This is a genomic window from Microbacterium azadirachtae, from assembly GCF_000956545.1.
GTDB classification, from domain to species: domain Bacteria; phylum Actinomycetota; class Actinomycetes; order Actinomycetales; family Microbacteriaceae; genus Microbacterium; species Microbacterium azadirachtae.
Genome location: NZ_JYIT01000086.1, coordinates 278,967 through 299,886, shown reverse-complemented (window position 1 = coordinate 299,886; position 20,920 = coordinate 278,967). Strand labels below are relative to the sequence as shown.

19 protein-coding genes are annotated in these 20,920 nt (G+C 66.6%); 12 read left to right on the top strand and 7 right to left on the bottom strand.

The window, feature by feature from the left end; all coding sequences use genetic code 11:
- Window positions 1-465: 465 nt before the first annotated feature.
- The 4 genes from RL72_RS18940 to RL72_RS18925 form a co-directional block, all read right to left on the bottom strand.
- A complete protein-coding gene (locus RL72_RS18940) occupies window positions 466-1,653 on the bottom strand; it encodes a DUF4238 domain-containing protein (RefSeq protein ID WP_169748256.1) in 1,188 nt (395 codons plus the stop codon).
- A 41-nt stretch (window positions 1,654-1,694) separates the two neighbouring features.
- Complete coding sequence (locus RL72_RS18935; RefSeq protein ID WP_045252418.1) at window positions 1,695-2,489, bottom strand: hypothetical protein; 795 nt, start codon at window positions 2,487-2,489, stop codon at window positions 1,695-1,697.
- A 120-nt stretch (window positions 2,490-2,609) separates the two neighbouring features.
- Window positions 2,610-3,866: an AlbA family DNA-binding domain-containing protein gene (locus RL72_RS19640; protein WP_082072506.1), complete on the bottom strand. Its 1,257-nt coding sequence runs from the start codon at window positions 3,864-3,866 to the stop codon at window positions 2,610-2,612.
- Window positions 3,867-3,997: 131 nt separating this feature from the next.
- A complete protein-coding gene (locus RL72_RS18925) occupies window positions 3,998-4,780 on the bottom strand; it encodes an AbiTii domain-containing protein (RefSeq protein WP_045252416.1) in 783 nt (260 codons plus the stop codon).
- A 237-nt stretch (window positions 4,781-5,017) separates the two neighbouring features.
- Here RL72_RS18925 and RL72_RS18920 point away from each other — a divergent pair, with 237 nt between their 5' ends.
- Window positions 5,018-5,848, top strand: a complete 831-nt coding sequence (locus tag RL72_RS18920; RefSeq protein ID WP_156156845.1) for a hypothetical protein — start codon at window positions 5,018-5,020, stop codon at window positions 5,846-5,848.
- A gap of 51 nt (window positions 5,849-5,899) precedes the next feature.
- Window positions 5,900-6,709 (top strand): hypothetical protein, encoded by an 810-nt coding sequence (locus RL72_RS18915; protein WP_045252414.1) that lies wholly within the window; start codon window positions 5,900-5,902, stop codon window positions 6,707-6,709.
- A 23-nt stretch (window positions 6,710-6,732) separates the two neighbouring features.
- Here RL72_RS18915 and RL72_RS18910 read toward each other — a convergent pair whose 3' ends face one another.
- Complete coding sequence (locus tag RL72_RS18910; protein ID WP_052674507.1) at window positions 6,733-6,930, bottom strand: DUF6112 family protein; 198 nt, start codon at window positions 6,928-6,930, stop codon at window positions 6,733-6,735.
- 236 nt (window positions 6,931-7,166) lie between these two features.
- Between RL72_RS18910 and RL72_RS18905 the strand changes: the two genes are divergently transcribed.
- The 6 genes from RL72_RS18905 (at window position 7,167) to RL72_RS18880 (ending at window position 14,956) form a co-directional block, all read left to right on the top strand.
- The gene (locus RL72_RS18905; RefSeq protein WP_156156844.1) at window positions 7,167-8,882 is read left to right on the top strand and encodes an LA2681 family HEPN domain-containing protein; all 1,716 of its coding nucleotides are present in this window, start codon (window positions 7,167-7,169) and stop codon (window positions 8,880-8,882) included.
- 502 nt (window positions 8,883-9,384) lie between these two features.
- Window positions 9,385-10,326 carry a MerR family DNA-binding transcriptional regulator gene (locus RL72_RS18900; RefSeq protein WP_045252412.1) on the top strand — a complete coding sequence of 314 codons (942 nt, stop codon included), beginning with the start codon at window positions 9,385-9,387 and terminating at the stop codon, window positions 10,324-10,326.
- Between the two features lie 189 nt (window positions 10,327-10,515).
- The gene (locus RL72_RS18895) at window positions 10,516-11,193 is read left to right on the top strand and encodes a GntR family transcriptional regulator (RefSeq protein ID WP_045252463.1); all 678 of its coding nucleotides are present in this window, start codon (window positions 10,516-10,518) and stop codon (window positions 11,191-11,193) included.
- Complete coding sequence (locus tag RL72_RS18890; RefSeq protein WP_045252411.1) at window positions 11,190-12,716, top strand: MmgE/PrpD family protein; 1,527 nt, start codon at window positions 11,190-11,192, stop codon at window positions 12,714-12,716. The genes RL72_RS18895 and RL72_RS18890 overlap by 4 nt, the downstream gene beginning before the upstream one ends.
- 115 nt (window positions 12,717-12,831) lie before the next feature.
- Window positions 12,832-13,743, top strand: a complete 912-nt coding sequence (gene prpB / locus RL72_RS18885; RefSeq protein WP_045252410.1) for a methylisocitrate lyase — start codon at window positions 12,832-12,834, stop codon at window positions 13,741-13,743.
- 31 nt (window positions 13,744-13,774) lie between these two features.
- Window positions 13,775-14,956, top strand: coding sequence for a bifunctional 2-methylcitrate synthase/citrate synthase (locus tag RL72_RS18880; RefSeq protein ID WP_045252409.1), 1,182 nt, complete (start codon window positions 13,775-13,777; stop codon window positions 14,954-14,956).
- 18 nt (window positions 14,957-14,974) lie between these two features.
- On the opposite strand, the gene RL72_RS18875 is transcribed toward RL72_RS18880, so the two are convergent.
- On the bottom strand, window positions 14,975-15,595 hold the full coding sequence (locus RL72_RS18875) for a TetR/AcrR family transcriptional regulator (RefSeq protein WP_045252462.1): 621 nt from the start codon (window positions 15,593-15,595) through the stop codon (window positions 14,975-14,977).
- 168 nt (window positions 15,596-15,763) lie between these two features.
- Here RL72_RS18875 and RL72_RS18870 point away from each other — a divergent pair, with 168 nt between their 5' ends.
- From RL72_RS18870 to RL72_RS18855, 4 genes are all read left to right on the top strand, one after another.
- Window positions 15,764-16,549, top strand: coding sequence for an SDR family NAD(P)-dependent oxidoreductase (locus RL72_RS18870; RefSeq protein WP_045252408.1), 786 nt, complete (start codon window positions 15,764-15,766; stop codon window positions 16,547-16,549).
- Between the two features lie 7 nt (window positions 16,550-16,556).
- A complete protein-coding gene (locus tag RL72_RS18865; RefSeq protein ID WP_045252407.1) occupies window positions 16,557-17,675 on the top strand; it encodes a DUF5938 domain-containing protein in 1,119 nt (372 codons plus the stop codon).
- Window positions 17,676-17,739: 64 nt separating this feature from the next.
- Window positions 17,740-19,206 (top strand): class I adenylate-forming enzyme family protein, encoded by a 1,467-nt coding sequence (locus RL72_RS18860; protein WP_045252406.1) that lies wholly within the window; start codon window positions 17,740-17,742, stop codon window positions 19,204-19,206.
- On the top strand, window positions 19,203-20,405 hold the full coding sequence (locus RL72_RS18855; protein ID WP_211256085.1) for a lipid-transfer protein: 1,203 nt from the start codon (window positions 19,203-19,205) through the stop codon (window positions 20,403-20,405). The genes RL72_RS18860 and RL72_RS18855 overlap by 4 nt, the downstream gene beginning before the upstream one ends.
- On the opposite strand, the gene RL72_RS18850 is transcribed toward RL72_RS18855, so the two are convergent.
- A complete protein-coding gene (locus RL72_RS18850; protein ID WP_045252405.1) occupies window positions 20,377-20,841 on the bottom strand; it encodes a VOC family protein in 465 nt (154 codons plus the stop codon). The two genes, RL72_RS18855 and RL72_RS18850, sit on opposite strands and share 29 nt — an antisense overlap.
- Window positions 20,842-20,920 lie beyond the last annotated feature (79 nt).

Below are 20,920 nucleotides of genomic sequence, written 5' to 3'. Positions count from 1 at the left end.
TCGGACCGGCATGTCTGGCCCTTCTCGTGCGGGAACGACTGCGCAAGCGCGTACTCGTCGTGCGGCGAGATGAATTGCGCGCACCCCGCCGGCACTAGCTCGCGGGGCGCCGGTATCCATCGATGAGTGCGGTGAGGATGTCGATGAGTCGTGGTTCGATGTCGATGACTGTATGCGCGAGGCTCGGGTCGCTCTCGTAGAGTGCCCGGATCACGCGTCAAGCCGTGCCGAGTGCGCGGCTGAGGGGCCGGCCCAATCGCCTCGACGCGTGTTCGCGAATCCGCATGCGCCGATGAGTTAGCCCGCAATCCTTTCCGGAACTCGGAGCCGACGCCACGTCGGGCACGGCCAGACGCGATCCTTCGGAGTACTGTCGACCTGATCCCTTGGCTTTCTCGCTCGTCTGATCTCACATAGCTCTTCGCGAATGTGACCTCACCGAGCATCATTCTGGATGCTGGTATCTCACTGTTCCATTCCGCCTTGCAAGCGGCGGTGGGCGTAGAGTTCGTGACGAGTCGCCACGTCTTCTCGAACGGCCACCAGTTCGTCTCCCCAGACCTCGCGCGCCGGGAGGACCATGCCCATGATCGGCGCGTCGTCGGGATGATGGACGATCCACCGTTCGGCCTGGGAGGCGACGACTCGATTCACAAACGCAACCAACTCATCGTTAGCTTCACCGGATCTGAGATCGGGCAGCCCATGTGCTGCCATGTCGAAGGTCGGCTCGCGAAATTGGACGATCAACCTCGGCGACAGCGGTAACCAGACGACTTGCGCCGTGGCGTAACCGACGGGGCCGTCCCCCGGTGACCACCAGCACACTGGCTCATCGCTGGTTAGGACTGTGGCGCTCTTCGGGAGGACTGCCTCGATCTTCTTCCCCACCAGATACTGCGCGAGACCGCGGTTGTCGGTCTCAGGGTCACCCAACGCCATCTTGAGACTCTCCTGAACCAGTACAGCCTGCGGGGGGACGACGCGGGGAAACCTAGAGGACGCGAGGTCCTCAACGAACGCTGCCGCATCCGCGGCCGTACTGGGCTTGCCTTGGAGCGCGAGTGCAGCATGAGCCTTCTCTTCGTCTAGGCCGTCGAGAACTTGTGTGCGCACCGATTGGGTGATCAACGCGATGACGTCACTGCGCCAGCGGTGTCCGCGGACCGTCTGAAGGGCGGTGAACTGGATCAGCCGATACCAGTCGTTGTCGTCGATGGCAGCGAAGCGCCTCTCGACGAGCTTCTGAATGGTCGGTGCCATCGAGGACTCAAGCTTGCTTAGCTCGGCCTCGACGCCTTCCGGATCGAATCCAGATTTGTCTTCCTCGCGAGCGAGAGCCTCAGTCTCGATTCGGTAGAACCCCACTTCCGCGATGGCCTTGTTGATCGCACTCCGGTGAGCTAGAGACGGCTCGTCGCGGCTGACAAGCATCACCTGTCCAGAAGCATCTGCGAAGTTCCGCAAGTACAGCTGCGGCACGGTGTGGTGACGAGGAGACACAACCAGATTCTCCCTGCACCTGCTTGCATCGGGGCAGGGACTCTCCGGCTCCCGGTGTCTGGCCATCGACACCACCGCTCGGGACGTCACCTCATTCAGATCCCGGAAGAATGCCCGCACGTCGGCGATCAGCTGGCTCGCGATCGTCATAGGCGTCTCGAACCGCATTGCGGTGCGCAGCCAACATCCCGTCAGCGCTTGACCATCATCTGCAAGCTGTACAGGTCCTCCCCGTGCGGCCAGAGAACCTGGACCGAATCCTCGAAGATCCCGCTGCCGGCGTTTGGACGATCCGGATCGAGATTCACGTCAAAGACGAACTCGATCGCGCCGACACCGAGACCACTCTTGAAAGAGCGGAGCCCCCCGCCAGGCACGGGGTCGTAGTCCGCCACTGAACCTCGAAGGCTCAGGCCCATCACACGCGCACCGTTCTCATCAACGAAGTCCAGAAGGACTAGACGCACACCGAGTTGGGAGAACACCGACGGTACGGTGTTCCGTGCGAGATCAAGGAACTCGACCAGATCGTCCGGCACCCGGCCGGCCTTTTCCGCGATCCGACATCCGATGTGCTTCGCGTAGTAGCGCGCAAGCAACGGGAGCTGTACCGGCATGGCCTCCCCGTAGACATCCGCGAAGTCAAGGGACTGGGCTGCAAGGAGATCGTCATGATGGTCAATCAGATAGTTCGAGAACAGGGCGTAGGCGTCATCGAAAGGTTGGCTGCGGGTCCCGTTGCAGTTGCCGCACAGCGTCGGGCTGAACATCAGCGCAGCGGCCTTCGGCCCGCGTACAGCTTCGACACCATGACTGTGCACCCACTGCACCGAGTCTCCGTAGCTCCCGGTGCCGAACAGCCTCACTACCTCGGACTTCTTCCACTTGTGCTCACGCGAGTCAGCCCGCGCGCCGCACCACCAGCACAAGCCCGCGTAGTCGTGCCGGAACTCGTCCGGGACGAGCGGAAGATCCTCAACCTGCATGAGAGCATCTTCTCAGGTCGCTGCGGATCATCGCCCAGCGCCGCAGCGTGCGAAACGGCCTCGCGAATCGCTTCCCAGCGGGAATGCTCGACGTGCCTTTCGGAGGAGGGGATGGGGGTGTCAGTCGTTCGAGCTGGCTTCCTCGGACGGTTTGGTCATCACATGTAGGTAAGTGATACCACCTTGATTCACAGCGTCCTCCGCTAGCTGGAAGACCCCGAGATGGAAATCCTCATCGGAGCCGGCGGCATTGATGTTTGCTCGCACTGGGGTGAATCGTCGTAGGGGAGTCGATACGCCGTCGTACACGTGCCCGGTTCCATCGACGGTAAGTATCTGCAGCGGCTCATCGCCTGCCCACTCGATGCCGACCTGTACTTCGAACTGATCGAGCGCGTTTCCTTCGGCAACTGCACGAATCAGAGCAGCGAAGTCAGCTACACAGCATTCGATGCCGCGGCCTTCCACTTGCCACCCGCCGAGATAGCCGTCCGCGCTCATCCTGTGGCCGCCGACCGCTGCAGCCAGAGTTACGGATCCATCGTGATGTATCTCTGCCCACGCTTCCTTCCAACGCTCGCGCTCGCCAGTGGCTGAGTTGACCGCGGTCCATCGACGTAGGCCAGGACGCAGGTTGAACCTGTCGATGTTCTCGAGCGGGTGGACGCCGTTACGGTTCGAGTACGACAGTGCGATGGGTTCAGCGCGGTTGAAGATCGAACCCGCAGCGTCTCGGTCCGGCCGACGAAGTACAGCGGGTATTCGGGGATGCGCGACTGCCACGAGCCAGGCGCGCTTCCGCACGTCGCGACCTGAAGCTGCCTCTTCGTACAGCGAGCCGAGTGCGTCGGAGGCTCGTCGTCGCTCATCAAAGCGGGCACGATACATCGCCTCCACTTGGCGTTCCCTCATCCACGCAGTGTCGGCATCGTTGCGAATCGGCGCACCGAAAAGATCGTTCTTGTAGATCAGATGAGGTCCGTCGACGCTTGCCGGGACGACGACCGCAACCGCGCGCGCGTCGGTTCCGAGGCGGTGAATATCCAACCCAAACACCGGCGGCGAAATCGCCGTCACTGCGGCACTTCTATAGGCGCGTTCATGACCCTCGGTGAACTCGCCTATATCTACGCGCCCCGTGGCTGTCTTCTGCGATTCGGTGATCCCATAGACGATCATGCCGCCGCCGCTGTTCGCCATCGCAGCGATGTCCTTCGGAACGTCGGTCTGCGAGATGTTCTTGATCGGCGGGAGTTCAGACTTCCAATCCAGGTCGTCTGTCTCCGAAACGCCTGCAGCCACCGCGGCATCAAGGATCTCATCGGTGAGAACGCTGGGATTCAGGCCCAAGGCCCGGTGGAGCGGCGTGAAAGTCATGGCTCCAGACTACGGAGCACGACTGACATCGCTCCACGCACCCGCCAGTAGCCCCGAGGAGGAGAACGCTCAATTGGGGTGTTGGTGTGGCCAGGCCTCTGACTGACTCACCGCGCACTGTTCTAGGCGGATCAGAACGGATACTGCATCACTGCGATGACCGCCGCCATGATGGTGGCCAGGCCGACGATACCTGCGCCGACGATTCGAGCCTTCGTCCAGAACCCTGAGCGAACTTCTTCAGGCGAAGTTGTTGCGACGCCTCCACCGGTGGCCTGAGCGATCCTGACCCGGTTACCTTTCCCGTTGATCACCAAGTTGACTGCATTGGCGGCCTGGGCCGGCGTGGGAAGAGCCTGGCCTTGCGGCGTGCCGGATCGGAGCTCGGCGATTAGCTCGGCGAGGCGGGTACGGATCTGGTCGAGGACACCTTCGAGCGCAATGGTGCTGACGCTCCAGTACAGATCTGTGATTCGCCCGTTCATCTGCTGGGTGCCGTTCATGTACGTGACGAGGTCTGCGGCTCCAGGAGGCTGGAGCTTCACGAGGTGGTCCTTCTGGTGCTGATCGACCATGCTGTGGATTTCTCGCACGCCCACTCGCAGCGGTACTACCTCGTTGATATCGTCTCGCGCGAAGTCCGGGATGTCCATCGACCCTATTGTCTGGTGACGAATGATGCCGCCCGGGACTGCTCCGTCGATCTGGAGTGGTGCAGCAACTCTGCGATAGGACGGCAGCTCGGCACTCTTCTCGTATCCGCGCAGTTCCATCGATGCCCAGTCGCGAAGCTCGGGAGACCCCGCGTTGCCTCCGAGAAGAATGAGCTTGCGCAGAAGCATGTCGAGTGGCTTCTCCGCGAGAAGATCTCGCTCAATCTGGTTCATCAGGGTGGACGGGTTTTTGGAGCTCATGGAGTAAGTATCGGCTTGCCCACGGACATTGCACGCAATCATCTGGGACTGTGCCACGAAGATGAAGGCCAGCGGGCAGCAGGCCGAAGACGAGCAGCGTGCCGCACGCGGCGACGCCGAAGAGCGCGTTGTAGATCGCGAGATGCTCAGGTCGGGTGAGGTCGACGCGGGGCATTCAGCAGGTGTTCAGGGAACCGCTGATTGGATAGCCGGAATCATCGCCACGAGGGAGTAGGCATGGTCGGAACACGAATCAACGGGCACGTCGAGAGTTGTGCAGAGGCGGTAGTCACGCCGGTCGAGGAATGCGAATGCGCCTGTGATGGTGCGTTCCACGGCGGCCCGCACACGTGGCGTGCACGCGCTCTTATCGCCGCTGATGAGGATCTCGCGACTCGGCGCAGCTATTCCGGTCGACAAGTCACCGATGTGCGCAAAGGGTTCCGGAATGCCGACGGCGCCGAGCGTTCAATGCGCGGCACCGACCTGCTTATGACGATCATCATCGAGGCAGTCGTCCTGCGAGACGAGCCCGATGAGGCGAGGCGCGTTGAACGAGGGATCACGCGGATCGTCGGTCCGTTCGTCGACGAGATCGCGAACTCGAATCTCTCATCCGAAGAGCGTGCACAGTTCAAGCTGATCCTCCCAGAACTCCATCTCCTCTGTGCGTTGTGCGTGCTCGTCCTGGAGGCCAAGAAGGAGTTCGCGTCGGCTGTGGATGCGATCGCAGGTGGCCTCATCGACCGTCTTGTCGCGGAGGTCCTGGGATCGCTGCCGACACGGCTGTTGTCGGACACGATCCGACCGGTGCTTCGTCTCGCAATGAAGAAGGCGTGCGCGACGTTCGTGGAGTGGGCGTTTGAATCGGCGAATGAGAAGGCGCTGCAGGTCCTCGGCATCCTCTTCTGTCCGAACACCGAGCATCATCCCGAAGTCCGTGAGCTGTGCATCGCCCCGCTGGAAGGCGAGTATCTGAACGCGGCGATCGTTGCGTGGGCAATGGAGCACTACCCATTCGGGCGCGACTTCATCTCCGGGCGCAGCACGAAAGGACTCCGTCTGTGAGCCGCGCTCGCACACAAAGCCGACCTCGAAGGGCAGACGAGGGGATCGCGGATGCGTTGGGCACGACTTGACGGATCGGCCGACATCGACGCCTGGGAGATCCACGAATCCGATCGTCACCTCTATCGAGGACGGATCACCTGCCCTGATGCCGTCTGCCGTGTAGGGCTGCATTGGCGCAAGCGATCCAAGGACGGGAAAGTCCCGACGTTTTATGGCAACCATCTCGACGGATGCGGCTACAAGACCGAGTCCGACGAGCAGATCGCCGAACGAGAACTCGAAGAAGTCGATGCCGTCATCAACACCTGCGAAGAGATGCAGATCCGCCTCGAACCCCCGAACGGCGGGCGAACGAAAACCAAAGACACTCCAGGCGCGATCGGTGGCACGGGGATCACGCATCAGCACCGTGGCAACGATCGGAACGTGCGGGCAGGATCGACCGGGCTGCGGCCGCTGCTGCGAAAACTCATCAGCTCCCCGGAGTTCCGTGTCGATCGGATGCCGTTGACGCTCAGCGACGGGACCCGTACCACGATCGCCGAGGGCTGCCAGCATGTCGACGGTTACCAGCCCACAGATGCCACCTGCATCGTCTGGGGCAAGATCAAGACCACGAAGGCCGACTGGATCAATTCCGGCTATCGAGACGAGAAGCTGCCTGCCGTGCGCATGTGGAAGGACGTGATCTCGAACATTCTCGAGGCCGCGGGCGTCCAATCCGTTGGGGATCTGGTTGGCTGGTACTTCCTCGTTGAAGGACAGTTCGGCGAAACTTCCGCGGGTGGACCGTATGTCAGCCTGCGGGATGCCAACCGGATCGCGTTCCTCCCTGATTCCGCTGCCTCAGCTCGTTGAGTGCTGCGCACAAGACATCCTGTTCAAAGCCGGGCGCCAAGCGCGAAGAGGAAGTTCACCCAAGTGACGTCAGCTCTGGCGAGCGCGGTCTCGGCGAGGACGTAGAACGCGCCGTGCCGGATCTTCGGTGCACGAGGCGCGTGTTCCCCGTTGGGGCGGCGATGGCCCCAGGCGATCGCGCAGATGAGAAGCATGAGTGCAGCGACGACCAGCACGATCATGGCAGGTCACCGATCGTTTGCGTGAGGCCCGCCGGCGCCGTGGACGGTACCGAAAACGGGAAGAACGTGATGCGGGCTGTCCCGAGCGTGGGGCGTCAGGCAGCTAGCAAACCTGCTCTGGTTGCTGCGGAACCAGAGGCCGGCGACGGCGACGTCGGTGCTCATGAGTAGCCTGAAGATCTTGACCTGCCATGGTGGGCCGAGAAGCGAGCAACCCATCGAGTATCGGAGGATCGATGACATCGACGGCCACCTGGTTTCAGAGCATCATGACAGCCCACGACACAGCTCCAGATCGAGCAGCAGGTGCACATCGTGTTCTAGATGTCGCTGGGGAGATCAGCTCATCGAGCCTCCCCGAGCTAGACAAGGCGGCCCTCCGCTTCACGTGCTCCTCGCTCGTCATCAACGCAGGCTCCGATCTTGGTGATGTCGAGCTACTGACCCAGGGAAAGGAACTTGCGGCACGGGCTCAGAACGAGGCACCGCCAGATGAGCCGCTTCACTACCAGTGCATGTACAACGTCGCGAACGCTGCGCTCGAAATGTACGACCTCGGACTGCGGACCGGTGGAACGCGGGAGGAGCAACTCGCCGGCTTCGTCGAGAACCGCCGGACGAACCGCGCGGCGCTCCGCGACGTTCGTCGGATGCTCAACATCATCGGATCGTCGTCGATCGCTGATCCTCACACGCGGTCAGCGGCGTACTGCAATCTTGCTAACTGTCTCGATCATTCCGAACGCTGGGCGGAAGCGTATGACTTCTACCTTCTCGCCCTCGACGTTGACCCGACGAACGGGAACGCGGCGGGCAATCTCGCACAACTCCTGATGAACCGTGTTCGGTCGGGCGTCGGGCAAACGGGGCATATCGCGGCTGTCTACGATAAGTACGTCCGGCTCGCTCAATCGTTGCGAGAGGGAACAGTCTCCTTTGCCGGGGAACGGACGGCAGCGAGGTGGGATGGTCTTGAGGCGACGGAGAGTCTCGGGCACCTCTCTCACGGGTTGAACGATCTTGATGGCCAAGACGGCGAATACCGGTCGTGGGTCGCGACATACCGCCTAGCCCTGTCCGCCGCCGTCGAGGGCCTCGGATCAGAAGATGCGCACTGGGACGGCGCGGCCATCGAGGTTCTTTACGGCACCTCGATCGAGGAGATGACTCCGCCAATCCTGGCAGAAATGAACGTGCTCAAGTCCGACTTCCTCGTCTCCCGTCGCTTGGCGTTCGACGGGTACGTGCAGGTCTCGGAAGGTCCGGACCAGAAAGACGACGACTCGGGGTATTACGTCGAGACCCTTGACTACTCACTCTACGGGACGCAGTATTCGAAGCTCCTCCTTGCGCAGCGGTCCGCCCTTGACGTGCTGGACAAGACTGCTGTGGTCGCGAACGAGCACTTCGGAGTCGGAGATAACCCGAGTCGAGTCTCCTTCCGTCAGTTCTGGGCGGGCAAGGACGGTCGTGTCCGTGAGGGTCTCCAAGCGGCTCCGCAGCGGTCGCTAGCGGCGTTCGCTCTCTCGGAGCTTGCTTTTGACATGGACAAGGAAGGGATGTACGCGCCGTCGCAAGCCCTGCGCAACGCAGGAACTCACCGTATTGTGCACGCCGCGATCCGAGAAGCGACTGGTGTGACGGTCGATGCGCGGAGCCGCATCGATCTGTTCGAGCTTGTCGACTCCACGATCCTCGCGCTGCAGGTGACCCGGTCGGCCTACCTGTATCTGATCGACCTCGTCGCGAGCTGGAACCATCCGGAGGACCATCCCGAGGGGGGATATCTCCCGTTTCCTTCCTACGAGTACATGCAGTATCCCGACCTGCCGGACCCGGAGCCATCGGGGGAGGGCGAATCGAAGTCAGAACCGAGAAGCACCGAGATGAAGCCTGGACGAAGCGAGCCGGATATGGGCGACCTTTCAGGGCCGAGCCAAGGCGAGCAATGAGAACGACATGCCGTCGGTGGCGAGGTATGCAACGCTCCGCAAGACGCCTAGCGTCGTCAGCCATGATCTGGCGGACGCCAGTGGGCCAATCTAGTGGTCAGACTTCTTGCGACGCATGGAATGAGTGACGCGCCCTGCAACGAATGGAACGGAAGAGCGCGGGTTCCGAGCCGAAAGCTGTCCTTCCGCCTACCTGGGGGTCAAGGGGTCGCAGGTTCAAATCCTGTCAGCCCGACAGAAAAGCCCCGGCGGATCTCAGGATCCGCCGGGGCTTCGTCGTTCCCGGCGGCGGATTCCGAGCCGCGCCAAACCTTCGCCGGTGAGACTTGATCCGGTCATCGCCAGTGCGACCGATGGCGTGTTGAGCAGCCTTAGGAGGCCGTCGGCTGCGACCGGCTCTGAACGCCGCGCGCCTCCCATGGCGTCACGCGCGCCGTGCGAGGCGGCGCTTGACTTTGCCCCGTGGGGCAGGGTTTACCGTCGTATCGGGAGGTGAAGCGGGATGCGTATCGGTGAGTTGGCACGGCTGGCCGGAGTGACGACGAAGGCTGTGCGCTACTACGAGAGCCTGGGGCTGCTCGTGCCGCACCGCCTGCCGAATGGCTACCGCGACTACGACGAGGGCCACCTGCGTGTGGTGATCGAGATCCGCGAGCTTGCGGCGACCGGGATCTCCGCCCGGCAGGCGGCGCCGTTCGTCGAGTGTCTGGGGCTGGGCCACGAGCATGGCGACGATTGCGTATCGTCGCTCGCTGCGTATCGCGACAGCATCGCCGAGATCGACCGGATCGTCGCCATCCTTCACACCAGACGGACACACCTCGTGGAACGTCTCGAGGAGAGCGTGTCCCGCACATTCACGAAGGAGAAGCCGTTGACCGACTATGTGACTCTGCCCGCAGGTCTTCCCGTGCCCCAGGACGATGGAGCCGCGGCTCACCTGCCCGGACTCGGGATGCCCTCGATCGACGTGCCGGCGAGCGGTGGAGGCGTCGTGCGTCTGGGGGATCTCGGTTCCGGACGGACCGTGATCTATCTCTACCCGCTCACCGGACGGCCGGGCTCAGACCTGCCGGAGGGCTGGGACTCGATCCCGGGCGCACGTGGCTGCACCACCGAGGCCTGCGACTTCCGCGACCACCACGACGAATTGCGCGATGTCGGCGTGGAAGCGGTCTACGGGCTCTCCAGTCAGGCGACCGCATATCAAGCGGAAGTCGTGGATCGGCTCCGGTTGCCGTTCGAGATGCTCTCCGACGAACATTTTCAGCTCGCCGATGCCATGGACCTGCCCACCTTCCGCGCTCCCGGGCATGAGCGGCTCTATTCCCGGCTGACCCTCATCGTGCGGGACGGGCGCATCGAGCATGTCTTCTATCCGATCTTCCCGCCCAACACTCACGCACAGCAGGTGCTGGACTGGCTCACGCAGAACCCGACCTGAGCCGCGCATGGCGGTGTGACCGCGACAAGGGCGCGGGTCGCAACCTGATCCTGGAAGGCGGCGTGTAGAACCTCCTCGGCCGCCGCTCCGCGCGACAAATGTATACGTAAGTCGAAATCTTCGTCAGTATCGTGCCACCGACCGGGACTTGTGCATACACTAACCCTCGTGACCATCATCGCCGAAGGGATGCGCGCGGGGGAGTTCGCCTATCGCGCGCTGCTCGAGGAGATCCAGTCCGGATCCCTCCCCGCCGGCACCGTGCTCGGCGAGGTGGAGCAGGCGGAGCGGCTCGGTGTGAGCCGCACGCCGCTGCGTGAGGCGCTGCGCCGGCTGACAGCGGACGGACTCGTCGAGCAGCTCTCCCCGCGAGTGACCGTGGTCGCGGCGATCGACGCCGACGACATCCGCGATCTGTTCGTGCTGCGCCGCGCTCTGGAGGAGACCACGGCCCGTGCCGCGGCCGCCGCACCCGGCAGGGCGGAGTTCGGCGCCCTCGCCGACCGCTTCGCCGAAGCAGCCCGCTCCCTCGACGATGAGGAGTCCCGCGCGCGCTACTACGCGCTCATCGCCCGCTTCGACGAGGCGCTCGACGCGGCCGTCGGCAACGACTACCTCACCGCGGCGCTGCGCACCGTGCGCACCCACCTCGTGCGCGTGCGCCGCATGGCCAAGGACAAGCCCGACCGCCTGGTCGCGAGCGCCGGCGAGCACCGCCTCATCGCCGAGGCGATCTCCTCCGGCGACGGCGATCTCGCTGCGCACGCCACCCACGTCCACCTGCACAACGCGCTGGCGAGCATCCTCGACTCGCTCGGCGACGCAGGCACCCATTCCACGACCGAAGGAAAGAAGGCCGGAGCATGACCGTCACCCACCACCTCCGCGTGCACCGCAGCGACGAGCAGCTCGCCCGCGAGGGGCAGCTCGCCTGGCGCATCGCCGAGATCGCGGCCGACCCGGTCGAGGTCGACGCCGACGTCGTCGACATGATCATCAACCGCGTCATCGACAACGCCGCCGTCGCCGCCGCCTCTCTCACCCGCGCGCCTGTCAGCGCCGCGCGCCAGCAGGCGCTCGACCACCCGGTCTCCGTCAACGGGACCGGATCCACGGTGTTCGGCTGCGCGCTCGAGCGCCGCACCAGCCCGGAGTGGGCGGCATGGGCGAACGGCGTGGCGGTGCGCGAGCTCGACTACCACGACACCTTCCTCGCCGCGGAGTACTCGCACCCCGGCGACAACATCCCGCCGATCCTCGCCGTCGCGCAGCACGTCGGCGCGGACGGGCGGGCACTGGTCCGCGGGATCGCGACGGGCTACGAGATCCAGGTGGATCTGGTCAAGGCGATCAGCCTGCACGCGCACAAGATCGACCACGTCGCGCACCTCGGCCCGTCGGCTGCGGCCGGCATCGGCACCCTGCTCGGCCTGAGCATCGAGACGATCTATCAGGCGGTGGGCCAGGCACTGCACACCACCACCGCCACCCGTCAGAGCCGCAAGGGCGAGATCTCCACCTGGAAGGCGCATGCCCCCGCGTTCGCCGGGAAGATGGCGGTCGAGGCCGTCGACCGGGCGATGCGCGGCGAGACGTCGCCGAGCCCGATCTACGAGGGCGAGGACGGGGTGATCGCCTGGATGCTCGACGGTCCCGACGCCTCCTACGACGTCCCGCTGCCCGCCGACGGCGAGGCCAAGCGCGCGATCCTCGACACGTACACGAAGGAGCACTCGGCGGAGTATCAGGCGCAGGCGTGGATCGACCTCGCCCGCAAGCTGCACCACGAGCGCCCGGAACTCGCCGACCCGGCGAACGTCGAGTCGATCGTGATCCACACCAGCCACCACACCCACTACGTGATCGGCTCCGGGGCGAACGATCCGCAGAAGTACGACCCGCAGGCCTCGCGCGAGACGCTGGATCACTCGATCCCGTACATCTTCGCGGTGGCGCTCCAGGACGGCACCTGGCACCATGTCGACTCCTACGCGCCCGAGCGTGCGCAGCGCGAGGACACCGTGGCGCTGTGGCACAAGATCACCACGGCGGAGGACGAGGAGTGGACCCGCCGGTACCACTCGATCGACCCCGCCGAGAAGGCGTTCGGCGGTCGCGTCGAGATCCGTCTGACGAACGGCGAGACCGTGACCGACGAGATCGCCGTCGCCGACGCGCACCCCCTCGGTGCCCGTCCGTTCGCCCGTGAGGACTACATCCGGAAGTTCCGGATCCTGGCGGAGCCGGTGCTCGAGCCGGCCGAGATCGAGCGCTTCCTCGAGCTCGTGCAGCGTCTGCCCGAGCTCACGGCCGAGGAGGTCGGACAGCTGTCGATCGTGGCCGCTCCTGGCGTCCTCGCCTCGGCGCCCGCCCCTCGGGGGCTGTTCTGATGAGGCGCTTGGACACGACGCAGGAGATCCTGCCGTCGACGGCTGGATCCGGGCGGAACGTGACGGCATCTCCTGCGTTGTGTTCCGTGGCCCGGCGTGACTCGGGGGTGAACTGATGCTGTACTCCACGACTCCGGCAGCGGAGAAGCGGCGGATCCTGCGCGAGCGGCTCGCCGCGGGAGAGCTGCTGCGCTTCCCCGGGGCGTTCAACCCGCTGAGCGCCCGGCTGATCGAGCGCAAGGGCTTCGACGGCGTCTACATCTCCGGGGCGGTGCTCTCGGCGGACCTGGGGCTGCCCGACATCGGCCTGACCACGCTCACCGAGGTGGCGGGACGCGGGCAGCAGATCGCCCGGATGACCGAGCTTCCCGCGATCATCGACGCCGACACCGGCTTCGGGGAGCCGATGAACGTCGCCCGCACGATCCAGACCCTGGAGGACGCGGGGCTGGCCGGCACGCACATCGAGGACCAGATCAACCCGAAGCGCTGCGGCCACCTCGACGGCAAGGCCGTGGTGGACGAGTCGACGGCGGCCAAGCGGATCCGCGCCGCGGTCGATGCCCGGCGGGATCCGAACTTCCTCATCATGGCGCGCACCGACATCCGCGCCGTGGAGGGCATGGACGCCGCGGTCGACCGGGCCAAGGCCCTCGTCGACGCCGGGGCGGACGCGATCTTCCCGGAGGCGATGCGCACGCTCGCCGAGTTCGAGCGGATGGCTTCCGAGCTCGACGCCCCGATCCTGGCCAACATGACCGAGTTCGGCAAGAGCGAGCTGTTCACGACGCAGCAGCTGAAGGATGCGGGCGTCAGCATCGTGATCTGGCCGGTCTCGATGCTCCGGATCGCGATGGGCGCCACCGGGCGCGCGCTGGATACCCTGAACGCGGAGGGGCACCTGACCTCCACGCTCGGCGAGATGCAGCACCGGTCGGATCTGTACGACCTCATCGACTACGAGTCCTACAACCACTTCGACACGAACGTCTTCAACTTCACCATCGACAAGGAGCTCGGTCTCTGAGAGTCTCGGAGACCGCGCACGAAGGAGTGACATGAGCGACCCCGATATCAAGAAGGGCCTCGCGGGCGTCGTCGTCGACACGACGGCGATCTCGAAGGTCAACCCCGAGACGAACAGCCTGCTCTACCGCGGCTACCCCGTGCAGGAGCTGGCGGCGACGCAGCCCTTCGAGGCGGTCGCGTACCTGCTCTGGCATGGCGAGCTGCCGACTCCCGAGCAGCTGGCGGCGTTCGAGGCGCAGGAGCGCGCGTTCCGCCCGCTCGACCCGCGCACGGTGGCGCTGCTCGACCTCATCCCGGCCGAGGCGCACCCGATGGACGTGCTTCGCACCGCGGTCAGCCAGCTCGGCACCTTCGATGCGAGCCTGAACCGCCCGGGCGGCTGGACCGACCGCGATCTCGACTTCGGACGCTCGGTGTACCTGCTCGCCCAGATCCCGACGATCGTCGCCGCCGTGCAGCGCCGCCGCTGGGGTCTTGCGCCGATCCCGCCGCGTGCCGATCTCGACTACTCCACGAATTTCCTCTGGATGACGTTCGGGGTGCTGCCGTCGGCCGCCGCCGTGGACGTCTTCCGGATCTCGATGGTGCTCTACGCCGAGCACTCCTTCAACGCCTCCACGTTCACGGCCCGCGTGATCGCGTCCACCACGTCCGACCTGTACTCCGCCGTCGTCGGTGCGATCGGGGCGCTCAAGGGACCGCTGCACGGCGGCGCGAACGAGGCCGTGATGCACATCTTCGAGGAGATCGGATCCGCCGACCGGGTCGTGCCCTGGCTCGACGACGCGCTCGCCCACAAGCGCAAGATCATGGGGTTCGGCCACCGGGTCTACAAGCGCGGCGATTCGCGGGTTCCGACCATGAAGGCGGCCCTGGACCGGCTCATCGCCGACTCGGGGCGGACGGATCTGGCAGAGCTGTATGCGACCCTCGAGTCCGAGTTCGTCGCGCGCAAGGGCATCTACCCGAACCTCGACTACCCGTCCGGCCCGGCGTATCACCTGCTCGGCTTCGAGACCGAGATCTTCACCCCGCTGTTCATCGCGGCGCGCGTGACCGGGTGGACCGCCCACATCATGGAGCAGGCGGCGTCCAACGCGCTGATCCGCCCGCTCTCCGCCTACGACGGCGTGCCGGAGCGGCACATCGACGGCTACGTCTCCGATCCGGCCGAGATCGACACGGCGCAGCGCGCCGAGGAGAAGGACTGAGCGGCGGCGGGCGGCCGCTCAGCTCCTGATCGCCGAGGCGAGCAGGCGGCCGCTGCTGTCGCGGATGCGGTCGAGCGCACTGAGATCGCCGCGGAGATACGCGATGAGGCAGTTGAGGAACAGCCCGTCGAAGAGGGCGTAGGCCTCGACCCTGTCGACGACGGGTGACGCGTCGCGCAGCTCGGCATAGCGGGTGACGACGGCCCAGACCATGTCGCGCAGGAGGTCGTCGATCGCGACGATCGTCTCGCGGAAGCCGTCGTCGAATAGGGCTTGGTTTCGCAGGTCGTACCAGAGCCGGTGCATGTCGGACTCGTCGCGCAGGGTGGCGGTCATCTCCGCGGAGAAGCGTTCGACGAGCTCGCTCGCGCTCACCGCGGTCTCGACGATCGGGTCGTACCGCCGCGCGCACTCGGACTTGTACTGCCAGATCGCCTGGCGGATGATGTCGTCCTTGTCCTCGAAGTAATAGTGCAGCGCACCGTGCGAGAGCGCGGAGTGCGCGGCGATGTCGCGCATCCCGGTCCGGGCGTACCCCTGTTCGGCGATGGCCGCCAAAGCCGAGTCGGCGAGCTCGCGGCGGCGCGTGGCGAACTTGTCCACGCTCGCGCGTTCCGCCCTGGTCCCTGCTCCGCTCATGTTCGCCTCCTCGCGCATCCCGATTCTAAGCGCGCCGCAGCGGCGTCTGGGGATCCGAAAGGGTGCCGCCACGGCGCTTATGACAAGTGTCCAGATTTTCCTTGCCAACTGTCAAGGTTTCTGTTCTGCTGTACGCATCACTTTCACCGGCGAAAGGAGCGGACACCGATGTCCACGGATCTGGCAGGAAAGCGCGTCGTCGTCACCGGCGGGGCGAGGGGGCTGGGGCTGCGCGAAGCGCGGCGGATCGTCGACGGAGGCGGGGCGGTCGTGCTCGCGGACGTCGACGAGCAGACGGGGCGCGCAGCGGCCGACGAGCTCGGGGCCGGCTTCGTCCGGATCGACGTCACCGACGACGCGTCGTGGCAGGACGGGATGGCGGCCGCGGTCGCGCATCTCGGCGGGCTCGACGGACTCGTCAACAACGCGGGGATCGAGATCTCGGATCTGCTGGTCGATCTCGATCCCGACAACATGCGGCGCGTCCTCGAGGTCAATGTGCTCGGCACCGCGCTCGGAGTCAAGCACGCGTTCCGCGCGATGCGGCCGGGCGGCGCCGCGGGTGCCGGCGGTGCGATCGTGAACATCGCCTCGGTCGCCGCCACGATCGCCTTCCCCGGCATCGCCGCCTACTCCGCCTCGAAGTCCGCGGTGGAGCGGCTCACGAAGGTCGCGGCCGCCGAATCCGGGCGTCTCGGCTACGGGGTGCGGGTGAACACGGTGTGCCCCGGCCTCGTGCCCAACGCGATGGGCGCGCAGCTCGCCGGCGACATGGAGCGCCTCGGGCTCTTCCCGACGGCGGACGACGCCGTCACCGCGGTCGTCGGGCTGACCCCGTCGGGACGCCTCGCGACCGAGGACGACATCGCCGACGGCGTGGCGTTCCTGCTCTCCGAGCGCTCGGTGTTCGTCAACGGCGCGACGCTGTCCATCGACGGCGCGATGGGGATGTGAGGGGATCATGGCAACCGACAAGCCCGTCGTCGTCTACGGCGTGAGCGGATACACCGGCCGGCTCATCTGCGAGTACCTGCGCGAGCTCGGCGTGCCCTTCGTCGCGGCCGGCCGCGACGAAGACCGGGTGCGCGAGGTCGTGGAGCGCATCCCCGGCATCGAGACCGCCGACTACGAGATCATCGCGGTCGACAACGATGCGGACGCGATGGCGAGTGCGTTCGAGGGGGCGCAGGTCATCTGCAACACTGCAGGTCCGTTCATCAAGTTCGGCCCCGCGGTCGTCGAGGCGGCGCTGCGCATCGGCGCGCACTACCTCGACACCACGGGGGAGCAGGACTGGGTGATGGCCGCCCGGGACCGGTGGGGCGCAGGCTTCGCCGAGAAGGGCAGGCTGCTCGCCCCCGGCGTCGCGCACATGTACACGACGAGTGAGATCGCGGCGAACATCGCGCTCGAGCCCGGCGGGTACGACACGCTCGACATCCTGGTGCTGTGGAAGGGGTTCCCGACCTTCGCGTCCACGCAGACGATCTTCACGATCCTCAAGGCGGACTGGTTCTACCTCGAGCAGAACCGTCTGGTGGAGTGGGACCACACCTCCGCGTTCCAGGTGCCGGTGCCCGGCTATCACGAGCTCGCGACGGCGGTGCCGTGGGGCGGGATGTCGCACCCGATCTGGTTCCAGCACGATCCGCGCGTGAGCAACGTCCGGGCGATCGGCGGCGTCTTCGCTCCCGAGGTCATGGCGAACGTGGCGCTCACGGTGCAGATGTTCGAGGAGCAGATCCGCCCGCTCGACCCCGAGGCGCAGGAGGCCGCGCTCGCCGAGGTGGCCGCCTCGGTGCAGGCCGGCATGCCGCCGCGGGAGAACCCGAGGATCAACCGTTCCCTCGACTCGGTGCACGCCTCGGGCCCGCTCGGCCGCTCGCACGTGGTCATCCACGGCAACAGCAACTACAAGCAGACCGGGCTCCTGCAGGCCTACGCCGCCTACTCGCTGATCCAGCAGGCCCCGCTCCGCGTCGGCTTCGCGTCGGCGTGCCAGGCGTTCGGGCACCGGGAGCTGCTCGGGCAGCTCCGGGCGTTCGGCCTCGTCGCGGAGCCCGTGGTCACCCGCGTCTGAGCTCGTCACGACATCACCGATGATCGGGCGGCGCCGGTGACGGCGCCGCCCCCAAGGGGGCAACATGCATTTCACCGATCTGCCGCACGGGCGGGCGCTGGTCGATCCTCACGGTCCCGCGCTCGCCGATGACACCGGCGCGCTGGACAACGCGGCGTTCCTCGACCGCACCGAGCGCGCGGCCGCGGCGCTCGCCGCCCGGGGGATCGCGGAGGGGGACGTGGTGGCGGTGCTGCTGCCCAACCGGGTGGAGCTGATCATCGCGCTGTTCGCCGCGTGGCGGATCGGCGCGGTCGTGACGCCGATCAACCCGGTGCTCGGCGCGGCCGAGGCGCGGTACCAGGTCGAGGACGCCGGGGCGCGACTGGTCGTCACCGACGGCGAGGAGCGCGGTCGTGAGCTCGGCGCGCCGACGATGCTCCTGGCCGAACTGGCCGCGGGGCGCATCGAGGATCTGCCGGATCGCCGCGCAAGGCCCGCGTCGGATCTCGCGCTGCTCATCTACACGAGCGGGACGACGGGCAGCCCGAAAGGGGTCATGCTCACGCATGCGAACCTCGACGCGATGACCGTCTCGTTCGCGGAGTGGTTCGAGCTCGGCCCCGAGGACCACAGCCTGCTCGTGCTGCCGCTCTTCCACGCCAACGGGATCGTGCTGGGCACGCTCACGCCGCTCCGCGCGGGCGGGCGTGTCACCATCACCGGACGCTTCGCGCGGGACCGGTTCTTCGACGACGTCGAGCGTGTGCGGCCGACGTACTTCTCCGCCGTCCCGGCGATCTACGCGCTCCTGTCGACCCTGCCGGAGGACGTCCGCCCGGACACCTCGTCCCTCCGCTTCGCGGTCTGCGGCGCCGCGCCCATGCCGGTCGAGGCGATCGAGAGGTTCGAGACGCGGTTCGGGGTCACGATCGTCGAGGGCTACGGGCTGAGCGAGAGCACCACGGCGTCCACGATCAACCCGCTCCGCGGGCCCCGCAAGCCGGGGACGGTCGGGCTCCCCCTCCCGGGGCAGCGTGTGGAGGTCGTCGACGCCGACGGCCGTGCGGTGCCGACGGGGGAGCGTGGCGAGGTCGTGATCTCCGGACCGGTCGTCATGGCCGGCTATCTCGGGCGCCCGGATGAGACCGCCAGGACGATCGTCGACGGTCGGCTGCACACGGGCGACATCGGCTGCTTCGACGACGACGGCTACCTGCGCATCGTGGACCGGATCAAGGACATGATCATCCGCGGCGGGGAGAACGTGTATCCGAAGGAGATCGAGAACGCGCTCTACACCCATCCCGACGTGCACGAGGCGGCGGTGGTGGGGCGCGCCGACGAGGTGCTCGGAGAGGTGCCCATCGCCTTCGTGTCGCTCGTGCCGGGATCGCCGGCGAACGCGCCGGAGCTGTCCGCCCACGCCGCACGCCTCCTCGCCCGCTTCAAGCAGCCGGAGGTGATCGAGATCCTCTCCGAGCTCCCGAAGAACGCCGTGGGCAAGATCGACAAGCCGACGCTGCGGCGCATGCTCCGGGAGCGGGTGTGAGCGTCGTCGTCGCGGGCGTCGGCATGATCCCGTTCGCGACGCCCCGTACCAGCGGGACCTACGACGCGATGGGTGCCGAGGCGGCTCGGCGCGCGCTCGCTGACGCGGGGATCGGCATCGAGGACGTCGGACAGGCTTACGCGGGATATGTCTATGCCGACTCCGCCGCGGGCCAGACCGCCCTCTACGGACTCGGCCCCACCGGGATCCCCGTCGTGAACGTGAACAACTGGTGTGCGAGCGGATCCACCGCGCTGTGGCTCGGCCGCCAGGCGATCCTCTCGGGGACGGCGGACTGCGTGCTCGTGGTCGGCTTCGAGCAGATGGCGCGCGGCGCGATCGCGCCGACCTACGCGGACCGTCCGGATGCGCTCTGGCGGTTCACGGAGCTGCTCGGGCCGGAGGAGACGGAGGCGCCGGTCGCCGCGCGCTTCTTCGGGGCCGCCGGCCGGGCCTATCTCGATCGGTACGACGCCGATGTCTCGCTGTTCGCCGAGGTCGCCGTCAAGGCCCGCCGGCACGCGCGGGCGAACCCGGCCGCGGTCTTCCGCGATCCGGTGACGATCGAGGAGGTGCTGGCCTCGCCCCATGTGTTCGGCCCGCTGACCCGTCTGCAGTGCTGCCCTCCCACCTGCGGGGCGGCGGCCGCGGTGCTGTGCTCCGAGGACTTCGCCCGTGCGCGCGGCCTCGACGCAGGCGTGCGGATCCGCGCCCAGGCGATGACGAGCGATCGCGCCGACTCGTTCGAGGGCGACCCGATGGCGCTGATCGGGGCCGGGATCGCGCGCCGCGCGGCGGACGCCGTCTACGAGGCGGCCGGCGTCGCGCCCGAGGAGATCCCGGTCGTCGAGCTGCACGACTGCTTCACTGCGAACGAGGTGATCTCGTACGAGGCGCTCCGGCTCACGCCGGAGGGGACGGCGGCGCGCTTCGTCCGCGACGGGCAGAACACGTATGGGGGTCGGGTCGTGACGAATCCGTCCGGAGGTCTGCTGTCGAAGGGGCACCCGCTCGGCGCGACGGGGCTCGCCCAATGCACCGAGCTCGTGCAGCAGCTCCGCGGACGCGCGGGGGAGCGTCAGGTGGACGGCGCGACGCTGGCCCTGCAGCACAACCTCGGCCTCGGCAGCGCCTGCGTCGTCACGCTCTACGAGCGCGTCGGCGCCGCGGTCAGCGGGTCCGCGCGTCGTCGGTCGTGAAGCCGTCGCGCGACGCGCGCTCCTCCAGCGTCTCCAGCTCCTGGAAGAACGTCACCTGCCAGCCGGCCGGGCCCTGGACCCGGGCGTTGAGGCTCTGGAAGGGGGTCTTCACCGGCGGGGCGATCACGTCGGCGCCGGCCTGGCGCGCGACCGCGACGGCCTCCTCGGTGTCGTCGACCTCCAGGGCGATCCGCAGCGTCCCCGGGCTGTGCGGGGCGCCCTCGACGTCGTCGATGTTCTCCGCGTGCGTGGGGGTGGCGAGCTCGATCGTCGCGATCCCGGCGTGCAGGATCGCGACGCGGTCGTCGCCCTCGGTCGCGAAGGCGAGCTGCTCGGGCATGCCGAGCACATCGCGGTAGAACCGGAGGGCGCTGTCGAAGTCGTCGGTCTCGATGATCAGGCGCAGCTGCTTGGGGGACGGCGTGAGCGATGTCATCCCCTCATCCTGCCCGTTCCGGGGCGCGGCGGATCCGTGGCGACAGTGCGGGGAGGGCACGGACCCGCTCCGCACCTTC

Excerpts from the sequence above, each read along its gene's own strand:
- RL72_RS18895 (WP_045252463.1), top strand. The coding sequence starts at position 10,516 with ATGCGCGCGGGGGAGTTCGCCTATCGCGCGCTGCTCGAGGAGATCCAG.
- RL72_RS18935 (WP_045252418.1), bottom strand. The coding sequence starts at position 2,489 with ATGCAGGTTGAGGATCTTCCGCTCGTCCCGGACGAGTTCCGGCACGAC.
- RL72_RS18920 (WP_156156845.1), top strand. The coding sequence starts at position 5,018 with ATGGTCGGAACACGAATCAACGGGCACGTCGAGAGTTGTGCAGAGGCG.
- RL72_RS18900 (WP_045252412.1), top strand. The coding sequence starts at position 9,385 with ATGCGTATCGGTGAGTTGGCACGGCTGGCCGGAGTGACGACGAAGGCT.
- RL72_RS18875 (WP_045252462.1), bottom strand. The coding sequence starts at position 15,595 with ATGAGCGGAGCAGGGACCAGGGCGGAACGCGCGAGCGTGGACAAGTTC.
- RL72_RS18865 (WP_045252407.1), top strand. The coding sequence starts at position 16,557 with ATGGCAACCGACAAGCCCGTCGTCGTCTACGGCGTGAGCGGATACACC.
- RL72_RS18870 (WP_045252408.1), top strand. The coding sequence starts at position 15,764 with ATGTCCACGGATCTGGCAGGAAAGCGCGTCGTCGTCACCGGCGGGGCG.
- RL72_RS18880 (WP_045252409.1), top strand. The coding sequence starts at position 13,775 with ATGAGCGACCCCGATATCAAGAAGGGCCTCGCGGGCGTCGTCGTCGAC.
- RL72_RS18940 (WP_169748256.1), bottom strand. The coding sequence starts at position 1,653 with ATGACGATCGCGAGCCAGCTGATCGCCGACGTGCGGGCATTCTTCCGG.
- RL72_RS18860 (WP_045252406.1), top strand. The coding sequence starts at position 17,740 with ATGCATTTCACCGATCTGCCGCACGGGCGGGCGCTGGTCGATCCTCAC.
- RL72_RS18925 (WP_045252416.1), bottom strand. The coding sequence starts at position 4,780 with ATGAGCTCCAAAAACCCGTCCACCCTGATGAACCAGATTGAGCGAGAT.
- RL72_RS18850 (WP_045252405.1), bottom strand. The coding sequence starts at position 20,841 with ATGACATCGCTCACGCCGTCCCCCAAGCAGCTGCGCCTGATCATCGAG.
- RL72_RS18915 (WP_045252414.1), top strand. The coding sequence starts at position 5,900 with ATGCGTTGGGCACGACTTGACGGATCGGCCGACATCGACGCCTGGGAG.
- prpB (WP_045252410.1), top strand. The coding sequence starts at position 12,832 with ATGCTGTACTCCACGACTCCGGCAGCGGAGAAGCGGCGGATCCTGCGC.
- RL72_RS18905 (WP_156156844.1), top strand. The coding sequence starts at position 7,167 with ATGACATCGACGGCCACCTGGTTTCAGAGCATCATGACAGCCCACGAC.
- RL72_RS18910 (WP_052674507.1), bottom strand. The coding sequence starts at position 6,930 with ATGATCGTGCTGGTCGTCGCTGCACTCATGCTTCTCATCTGCGCGATC.
- RL72_RS19640 (WP_082072506.1), bottom strand. The coding sequence starts at position 3,866 with ATGACTTTCACGCCGCTCCACCGGGCCTTGGGCCTGAATCCCAGCGTT.
- RL72_RS18890 (WP_045252411.1), top strand. The coding sequence starts at position 11,190 with ATGACCGTCACCCACCACCTCCGCGTGCACCGCAGCGACGAGCAGCTC.